Source organism: Bradyrhizobium sp. (assembly GCF_019244115.1).
Lineage (GTDB): Bacteria > Pseudomonadota > Alphaproteobacteria > Rhizobiales > Xanthobacteraceae > Bradyrhizobium.
In genome coordinates, this window is record NZ_JAFATE010000064.1 from 1 (window position 1) to 9,732 (window position 9,732).

Here is a 9,732-nt window from a genome sequence, read left to right on the forward strand (position 1 = left end):
GCTGCCTGCATCGGCCGGGAGTTTCACTACTCGCTGCTTAAAGCCGTCTCGCCCCTTGATGATGCTGGGCTGCAGAGCGCACTGGAACGGCTGATCTCGGCGGAACTGATCTTCGCGCGCGGCCGCCCACCCGAGGCTAGATATGTATTCAAGCACGCGCTCGTCTGCGATGCGGCCTACGAGAGCCTGCTCAAGAGGCGGCGCCAGATCGTTCATGGCAAGCTGGTGAACGCTCTCGAACAACAGGGCACAGCAGCGCCTGAAGTGCTCGCGCATCACGCGAGCAAGGCTGGAATGACAGGGAAAGCCATCGGCTATTGGCGGCAAGCGGGCATTGCGGCAACCGCGCGCCCTGCTTATCAGGAAGCCATTGGGCATCTTACAAACGCGCTATCGCTGGTGCGCCAGGGCGGTCAAGACAGCGCCAACCTCGAGACCGAACTCGACCTGCAGGTCTTGCTCGCGCATGCACTCATTCCGAAATCAGGATGGTCAGCCGAGCCGACGGCGCGAGCCTTCGCCAGGGCGCTTGAACTCGTCGAGCGAATCGGCGGCACGCCAAACCGATTTCCGGTGCTATTTGGCAACTGGGCCGTCCAGCACATGCGCGGCGAATCGGCCATTCATCTGGCGCAGTCCTTGAAGATCCTTGAACTTGCCGACCAGCAGGAAGACGACGTCGCGCGCCTCGTTGCCCTGCGGCTTGCTGGAGTGTCTCATTTTGCGGTCGGGAATCTGGACGCGGCCCGCCGTGACCTCGATCTTGCGCTCGGCCTTTATCGACCAGCAGAGCATGGTCGCTTGGCGCAGAGTTTCGCGCTGGATCCTGGAATAACAACGATGTGCTTTCTCTACATCGTAGTTTGGCTATTGGGGTTTCCAGATCAAGCGCACGGCTACGCGCAGGCGGCCGAGCGCGAAGTGGCGCAGGTGACACACGTCAACACGATTGCCAATACGTCATATATCCTGTCGGCCTTCGCCCTGTGCTGCCGCGATGAATCCCTCCTGGAGCGGCATGCCAATCGTCTACAAATCATCTCGAAAGAGCATGACCTCGTCGGGTATCAGGCGGCTGCGGATTTGGCCTTGGGCACATTGCTGGCGCTACGCGGACACGAGAGCGGCAACGAACAATTTCAGCAGGGGTTCGACAGCCGCATGGCGCGGGGCGTCAGGATGTTCATGCCGAACTATGTCATCAGCCACGCCCGAGCGTTGTTTGGACTTAAGAATCTCGCTGCTGCGCGCAACAAGGTCGGTGTAGCACGGGAGCTCCTATTGGCGACCGGTCAACGGTGGACGGAACCCGAAATTGACCGCGTGGATGGCGATGTCTGCCTGGCCGAGGGGAATCCAGACGACGGCGTCGCCTGCTACAAGCACGCAATCACGATCGCGCGGGAGCAGAAGGCAAAATCGTTGGAATTGCGCGCTGCGGTGAGTCTTGCCCGATATTGGGTCAACCGTGGCGAGCGAGGAATGGCGCTCGATCTGCTGCAGCCGATTTACGCTGAGTTCACGGAAGGTTCTGGCACGCCTGATCTGAAGGAGGCCATGGCCTTGCTTGCCAACTTAGAATAGTGAGCGTCCTAGGCCAGGAGAACCCGATCGTTGGTGGCCTGCTGAGAGCGGTAGGTAAGCTCGCCGCGATCGTTCGTCAGTGCGATGAGACGGATCACTCCCAACGTTTCATGGCTTCGGAGTGGTAATGTGGTTCGCGCCTCGCGGCGCCGATGGTTGTGACCATTGGCCAGGGCGCTTGGCTAACGACCAAGCCGCGACGGAAATAGGGGTCGGTGTCGGGGTTGCCCGGTCCTTTGTTCTGGCAATTGGCATAAGGATGGAAGAATGCGCAATTGCCGGGGTCAGAGACGACCTCTTGCGCAGCCGTCGGCGTCTGTGCCGTCATTGCAAGCGCCAGCGCGATTGCGGTACCGGAAATCGTGCATTTCAGCATGGCGTCCCTCCTGACTTGGCAGGGCCCTGCCGAGATGGCCCCTAAAGAATGCGACGCTCGCTCCGCCCTTCCGTTCGATCAATCCGGCGTGAATGGCCCCGCGTTCAGCCGCGATAGTCTAACGAAATGCGCCGGCGTCTGAAGTTGCGCGACTTTCATACGACCTGGGTTCGCATGCCGAATGTCGGGGGTAGACCAGAACTGGCTTGCATCAAAACGGTGCTTCTGACTCGAAGCCGCCTTTCGCATTTTATTGAATCCTGCCGATTCCGCATAGGCAAACCCTGAACACCGAGAGACTGTCTTCAACAACTACGTCCTCGAGCTGAAAAGGCTTGGGAAACATGGATCCGCGTCTACTTGGGCTAAATTCCGATACCCGGCTTGATGTGCGCCGCGGCCTGGGACCTCACTGGCTCAACCGGCGCTAGAGCTTCCGAAAGTATAGCAACGTCATACCCTGGCGGTCCGACGCCTTCGGACCCCCGTGTCAGTCACCAAAAGCGCGCCATCCTGCGTGGTCTGGCTCCGCCGTAACCCGTTAGACGAGAAATCAGATGTGATCCTCGGTACAGGCAACGACGCACTCCTTGAGGAGGAATCCATGCACCGATCCAATAGTTTTGTCGCCTCACTCTCCTCGTTTATCTTTGGCTCGGCAGTAGCGTTCATCCACCTAGTTCCGGCGAGCGCGCAATCGACGAGCGACAATGTAATCTATCTCAATCAGGCTTGGTCCCAGGATGATCGGGATTGGTACTATCATTTTTCGCAAGGTGCGGTCGTTCTCTCCTATGATATTTTTCTGAACCTGGAGGTTGCCGACGGCCAGGAGCTATTCCGGTCGGATGCAAATAGCGAGCGCTACGGACTGATCACCCAACCCGCGGGTTCGCCATATAATCCCGACGGTTTGCCAATCGGTATCAGCAAGACGGTGGTCTCCATGCCACAATGGCCAGGAGAGGAAACCGGCGAATTCGCGGGCGTGACCTGCGCGGCCTGCCACGAAACGCAACTGAACTACAAGGGCAAACACGTTCGCATCGATGGCGGGCCTGCCAATACGTTCGATATGCAAGCCTATGTTCAGGCTCTCAATGCAGCGATACGCGCCACTTTGACCGATGCGGTTAAATTTGATCGGCTCGCGGCACACCTTGGAGCGGCAAGCCCCGAAGCTAAGACCAGCTTACGCGAGCGCTTTGAGCGCCAGGCCGCGTTGACGTACGAATATGCCACACGAAGCATTGCAAGCTTCTGGCCCTGGGGGCCGGCGCGAATTGATGCCCTCAGCATGATCAGCAATAGAGTGACCGCCAATCTGCCTGGTATTCCGGAGAACACTTCGACCCCTATCGCGCCTGTCAAGCCTCCTTTCCTATGGAACGCTCCGCAAGGATTGTGGACGCAGTGGGCAGCAATTGTGCAAAGTCCGCTGGCCCGCAATTTGGGCGAGACAATGGGCGTCTACATGCCCATGAACTTGCGCGCCAAAACTCCAGCAGATGGGCTGTTCGAGTCGAATGCTGCCATTCCGGAGCTTCACCGGGTGGAAAACCAGTTGGCACGACTCGCGCCGCCAAGCTGGCCCGAAGACGTATTCGGGAAGATTGACCGTGAAAAGGCCAAGTCCGGCAAGGCACTGTTTGTGGAGCACTGCGCAGGTTGCCACAACGCGTGGCCGTATCGGTGGACTGAGCCGAATAAGTACGGCAAGCGTTTCGTCCTCGTGGGCCTTGTGCCGCAGTCATATGTGGGCACCGACCACACGCAGACCGAGGCAGTCCGGCCCTTCGCGGTCACCGGTCAACTGAGCAACAATTTGCCGCCGGAGCTCCGTGGGAAGGACGCTGTTCCCATGGCGGCGTTCAAACAAAGTATCCAGCTCGCGGTGTTGGAGAGGGCCGTCGCGAAATTGAAATTGACGCCGGCCGAACTGCTGGATGTGAACGGTTATCGAGAGCAGCCACAGCCGCCAGCACCCGATCGGGTTTATAAGGCAGCGCCCCGCGACGGCGTGTGGGCTACTCCGCCATTCCTGCACAACGGATCCGTCCCCAACCTTTACGAGATGCTGGTTCCAGCGAGCGAACGTTCGAAAAAGTTCTGCATCGGCCGCGAGTTCGATCCGATCAAAGTGGGGTTAGAAACGACCTGCGGACCCGGCACATTCGTCCTGGATACGAGCCTCCTGGGCAACTCAAATGCGGGTCACTCGTTCCAGGATGGGCCACGCGGCACCGGGGTTATTGGTCCCCTGCTGACCGACGACCAGCGATGGGCGCTTGTCGAATACTTGAAGTCCATTCCGGAGGAGCCTGGCCGCGTCACCCCATTCGGTGGCCCGCAGCAATGAGACTATAGCAAACGGTGCTGACGCTGGTTGGCACGACAAGTAAAGACCACGGAGCCGAATGATGTCGGATCATATTGACGGGCCGAGAGTGATCGGGGACCCTGCAGCCGATCTCACTGACCTGTTTGCGTTCACGAGCCCGGAAAATCCCGGCCGAACCGTCTTGGCCGCAAATGTTTTTCCGACCTGTGGACCCAACGCAATCTTCTCCAATGTAATCAATCACTCGATCGTCGTGCGGCGGGCGAAAGTGGTGGGCTTCGGCGATGCCGCGAAATTCGAGACGGACGATCGGGAGATACGCTTCAGCTTTCGATTTGGTCTCCTCGATCGGACTACTGCCGACCAGAAGCCAATCCAGCGTGGCACCTGCACTTTACCTGGAGGCCAAACGCTAGACTTCGTCGTCAACGATAAAAACGGAGCGTCAACGCAAGACGGGGTATTCCGCGTCTACGCTGGCTTGCGCTCCGATCCATTTCTTTTGGCCTGGATAGTGGGGAAGTTCACAAAGTTTCAAAATCTGCTGCAGAACGATAACGTTCTCTGCATGGCGGTGGAATTCGACACCCAGCGCGTACTCGATCCAGGGAAGGGTTCGCTATTCGCGGCAATCGCCGAGACGGTGCCAGTATCTGGTCCAGGCGCATTTGTCGGATTCGACCCTCCGCGCATTGATTGGGTGGGCCGTCCCGAACAGACCAACATGTTGCTAAATGATCCTGGATTGCCGGGGATAGATGATCTTCGCGATCTATGGAATCAACAGACGCCGTTTGCGATTCCCGAAGCGCTTCGCCCCGTTTTTATCAAGAGAATAGCGGACAGCCTGGCTAACTGGGATATCCGTGACGGCAAACAAGATTGGACGCCGGCAGCACTAGCCGCCCACGCCAATGTCCGCTTCGACGACTATCTGCTGTTCGACGTAGCAAAATCCATCACCGATACCAGCCATCTCGAGATCGAGAAAAGCACCCTTGACGGACATGGCTATGAGACCGGAGGCGGTCGGACGGTCGATTGTAACGTGATCGACATCCTGCTGACGATGTGGGTCAATCATGATCGCGAACCAATCCACGGCGGGGCGAGCACGCCGACAAAGCTCAGCACCAAAACATTTCCGTATTTTGCTGACCCGAACACAGAGCTGCAGAGCGTGGTTCAGAGCATCGACCTTAATGGAGCGCCCGACGCGGTATGGTCCTTGATCGGAAAATTCGGCGGCTATTGGCACCCCTTGATTGCCAATATCAAGATAATCGGAGCCGGAATTGGCGAACTGCGCGTCGTCGAGACGGTCGACGGCAAGCAGATCATCGAACGACTTGAGGCCATGGATGATGCCAACAGGTCCTACCGGTACTCGAACATCAGCGGCATACCCGCTTCAGACTATACGGGCACGCTTGCGGTGAAGGCGAATGGCACCGGAAGCTCTGTCGAATGGCGTGCGCAATATCTCGCAAACGGCCAGGGCGATCTTATCGTGAGGACGATCATTTCAACGCTGTTCAAAACAGGACTGGATAGCTTGAAGCCGCGCTTTGGTGCGCCGCAATGACTGAGCCCGATTATTTTGAGAGCAAACGTTTCCCGACCACCGACGGCGAAATCGCAGTGATCAACCTGGAGAGTGCGCGCCAGCGATCATGGAGCCGCTTTTTTTTCGATCCCCTGCGGAACGGCCTCGCCGAGATCGTCGTCGAACACGAGCAGTTAACAGCGCAGTTCGTCGGCGACGTCTCTGCGCTCGACCGCCTTCAGTTTCTGTCAGGACAACTTGCCGAAACGAACAAACCAACAGCAAGAACCCTGCTAGTTCAGGCACAGATCGCATCGATGGGACATCGATTTGCTGAGGCGAGAGACTTTATCGCGCAAGCTGAGCTTGCCGAAGCGCCGCCAGCCGATATGAACCGCCTGCGATTGAACATCGATCAGGCGTGCGGAGTAGAGCTTGATCGCGTGCTCGATCAACGGCGTGATCTCGCAAACAAATCCGGCCGGACTGAAGACTTTGTGGCGCTTGGCGCCCTCTTGGCCGACATGCGCGACTTCGCCGGTGCTGACAGAACCTACAAGGAGGCCCTAACGATATACCAGGACGTGTCGCCGTTTCCAGTAGCGTGGGTTTGCTTTCAGCTGGGTGTACTTTGGGGAGAGCTTGTGCGCGATCCCCAGGCCAACCGTGCCATGCTCTGGTATCAAAGGGCCGTTGACTGTCTGCCTGGCTACACGAAAGCGCGCGTGCACTTGGCGGAACTCCACTCGTCCGCCGGCCGCATGTCTGACGCGGAGGCGTTGCTAACGCCGGCGGTCTCGAGTGGCGATCCGGAAGTACACTGGCGTCTCGCCGATGTGATGTCATGCAAGGGGAGGTTTGCTGACGCCGAGGTACTGATGAGGGCTGCTCGGCTTGGGTTCGAGTCTCTCCTTGGTCGCCACTTGCTGGCATTTGCTGACCATGGTGCGGAGTTCTATGCCGGGAGCGGCAACGACTCGTGCCGGGCGCTCGACCTCGCCTACATCAATTTTGCGAACCGCCCGACGCGGCGGGCTTTCGAGCAGGCACATGCGATCGCTGTTCGAGCCGGTAATGTTGATGCCGCGGCTACGCTCCAAGTGGAAGCTACGCAGCGCTGGAGCGCTGATGCCGTTTTTCATTCGTCACCTTTGAAGGGACGCTCGGAGACACTGGAAAAGGGAGAAACCGCATCATGATTGACCGCCGAGAGTTCATTGCGGGGAGCGCAGTCATTACTGTTGCGCCGGCGCTTGTGCTGTTTCGAGCGCAATTTCTTCCTGTGGAAACAGCAACGAGACCCGTAGCATTCATGATCGAAGGATGGACCGTTCAAGACGATAGCGGCGCCGCCGACCAAGTTTGGATGAGGGTGGGTCGCTCGTGGCGTACCGCGTGGCGATAATTGCACCGCATCGCCTGGTTTCGCCTTGCGAAGGGTTTCGGATTCCGGCCGCTTGAGAGACGGCGCATTCTGCGGACGTAGCTGCGGTTGACCTGCGGATCGTGTTCCATGGTCAAAAGATGGTTCTCCAAGCTGCCAGTGTCCCGCATTGAGGAAATTCAGCGAATCATTCCTCCAAGGAGGACAGAGCTGGTTTCTCTCCGCATACCGCTGATGCTTTTCCTGATATCCTGGGGCGCCATCGCCGCGGTGTGGTGGTGGCTGGGCACACCAGTCAACTTGGCGCGCGCACCGATCGATCCGAATGACAAACTACAATGCATATCATATGCTCCCTTCCGCAGCCGACAGACATCACTCTCACCGGCGACGCAGGTGACCCGGGAACAGATCGCGGAAGATCTCGCAGAGCTTGCGAAGATCACCGACTGCATCCGCACCTATGCGACCGATCTTGGTCTCGATCAAATTCCCGAACCGGCGGACAAGGTCGGCCTGAAGGTCATTCAGGGCATTTTTCTCGATAAGGACCAGCAGAAGAACGCGAAGCAGATATCGACGGCGATACGCCTCGCCAAGGATTATCCGAAAACCATCATCGCGCTCCTGGTCGGCAACGAGACCTTGTTGCGCAAAGACATAACGGCGTCCGACCTCGCCGCCACGATCCGCTTGGTCAAGGCGCAGGTCACCGTGCCCGTCACCTACGCCGACGTATGGGAGTTCTGGCTCAGCAATCGCGAACTCTATGACGCCGTCGATTTCGTCACGATTCATATCCTGCCATATTGGGAAAATGTTCCGATCCCGGCGGAAGCTGCGGCCGCCCACGTTGACACGATCCGCCGGCAGGTAGCGGCGGCTTTCCGGGCAAGGAAATTTTCATCGGAGAAATAGGCTGGCCAAGCGAGGGGCGGATGCGCGAATCGGCGCTACCCTCGCCAGTCAATCAGGCCCGGGTGGTCTCGGAGATTCTCGACCTCGCCCGTCACGAGAATTTTCGCGTCAACCTGTTCGAGGCCTACGATGAATCATGGAAGCGAGAGATCGAGGGTACCGTCGGCGGGTCTTGGGGCCTGTTCGATTCCGCGCAGCGCACGCTGAAATATCCGCCCGGAATCCCCATCAGCAATTTTCCGCTCTGGAAGCTGCAAATGTGCAGCGGAATCGCCCTGGCGACCCTGGTATTCGGCGTGGCGTGGCTGACCTTGCGCCGCAAGCCCAGGGAGGCCGGACTCGCCACATGGTTTGCGGTTGGACTATCGGCGACCACGGCCGGAATCCTGTTGGGGGTGGCCGCCCAAAAAATGGTCTATGAAAGTTACGGAGCGGGCAGCTGGCTTCTGTGGGGCTCGCTTCTGCTGGCGGCAACTGCTTCGCCGGTGTCTGGCGCCAACGCACTGATGTCGGGTCGCGCCCTGCCCGCTTTTCTGGAAGTGGTGGGTCCGAAGAATTGCCGGACCAGATCGGTGCCGGCGTTCATGCACGGATCGGTCTTGATCGTGACCGCCGTGATCGGCACGGCGACGGCACTCGGTCTTGTGTTTGACCCGCGCTTCATTGATTTTCCCTTTGCAGCTCTCACCATTGCGGCGGTGCCGTTCGCCGCTGTGACGCTGCTCAATCCGGTCAGGAACGGAATTCGCCCCATGGCGGAATCGGCCTTCGCCGGCCTTTTCCTGGGGACCGCGATCTATGTCGGACTGAACGAGGGGCCGGCGAACTGGCAGTCGCTGTGGACTTGCGCTGCCTATATGCTGCTTGCGTTCACGCTGTGGCGGGCGCGGGAATCTTTTCTACAGTGACCTCTGCGGGGGGACATAAACTCTCTGGTTAGCCGAGGTGCATGATGACATCAATCTCGCAGACGGCAGTGCCGGCTGATGCCCAGGCCCCCGCCAACAACAAAAGCGCGCAACGCCGCACTCGACCGCACCCGCACCTTTCTCACCCTGGTGGTGCTGCTCCATCACGCCGTCATTCCCTACACCCATTTCGGTCATACCGATCCAAAGTCGTGGATCGGCTTTGACGTGATCGTGCTCGCCACCGACAGCTTCTTCATGGCGATGTTCTTCTTTCTGTCGGGCCTGTTTGTGTGGCCGGGGCTCGCGCGCAAGGGACCGCTGGACTATCTGCGCGATCGCCTGATCCGGCTCGGCTTGCCGTTCGTGATCGGCGCTTTCACGATCATCCCGCTTGCCTACTACGCGATCGAACTGCGTCGGGATCCAGGCGTCGGCTTCGCCGAGTTCTGGTCGAAAACCATCACCGAAGGACCTTGGCCGAGTGGCCCGATCTGGTTTCCTTTGGGTGTTGCTTGCCTTCGACGTGGTCGCGAGCGTCCTTTACAAGCTCTCCCCCACGCTTCTCGACCCGATCAATCGCCTGTCGCTGCGCGCCCATGACCGTCCCGCGCAGTTCTTCGCAGCCCTGCTTGCCGTCACTGCCGTGCTCTACATCCCGGGCCGGGTTCACTT

4 protein-coding genes and 3 pseudogenes are annotated in these 9,732 nt (G+C 58.8%); 6 read left to right on the forward strand and 1 reads right to left on the reverse strand.

The features are described 5' to 3' along the window. A pseudogene (locus JOZ76_RS02955) lies at positions 1-1,584 on the forward strand (hypothetical protein); the annotation flags it as partial. 94 nt (positions 1,585-1,678) lie between these two features. On the opposite strand, the gene JOZ76_RS02960 reads toward JOZ76_RS02955, so the two are convergent. Beyond that, on the reverse strand, positions 1,679-1,960 hold the full coding sequence (locus tag JOZ76_RS02960; protein WP_291697136.1) for a hypothetical protein: 282 nt from the start codon (positions 1,958-1,960) through the stop codon (positions 1,679-1,681). A 559-nt stretch (positions 1,961-2,519) separates the two neighbouring features. On the opposite strand from JOZ76_RS02960, the gene JOZ76_RS02965 reads away from it, so the two are divergent. The 5 genes and pseudogenes from JOZ76_RS02965 to JOZ76_RS02985 form a co-directional block, all read left to right on the forward strand. Next, positions 2,520-4,319: a di-heme-cytochrome C peroxidase gene (locus tag JOZ76_RS02965; protein WP_291697137.1), complete on the forward strand. Its 1,800-nt coding sequence runs from the start codon at positions 2,520-2,522 to the stop codon at positions 4,317-4,319. A gap of 61 nt (positions 4,320-4,380) precedes the next feature. Continuing rightward, positions 4,381-5,886, forward strand: a complete 1,506-nt coding sequence (locus JOZ76_RS02970; RefSeq protein ID WP_291697138.1) for a DUF4331 family protein — start codon at positions 4,381-4,383, stop codon at positions 5,884-5,886. Beyond that, complete coding sequence (locus JOZ76_RS02975; RefSeq protein WP_291697139.1) at positions 5,883-7,046, forward strand: hypothetical protein; 1,164 nt, start codon at positions 5,883-5,885, stop codon at positions 7,044-7,046. The genes JOZ76_RS02970 and JOZ76_RS02975 overlap by 4 nt, the downstream gene beginning before the upstream one ends. A 419-nt stretch (positions 7,047-7,465) precedes the next feature. Next, positions 7,466-9,057: pseudogene (locus tag JOZ76_RS02980) on the forward strand (glycoside hydrolase family 17 protein). A 41-nt stretch (positions 9,058-9,098) separates the two neighbouring features. Further along, a pseudogene (locus tag JOZ76_RS02985) lies at positions 9,099-9,732 on the forward strand (acyltransferase family protein); the annotation flags it as partial.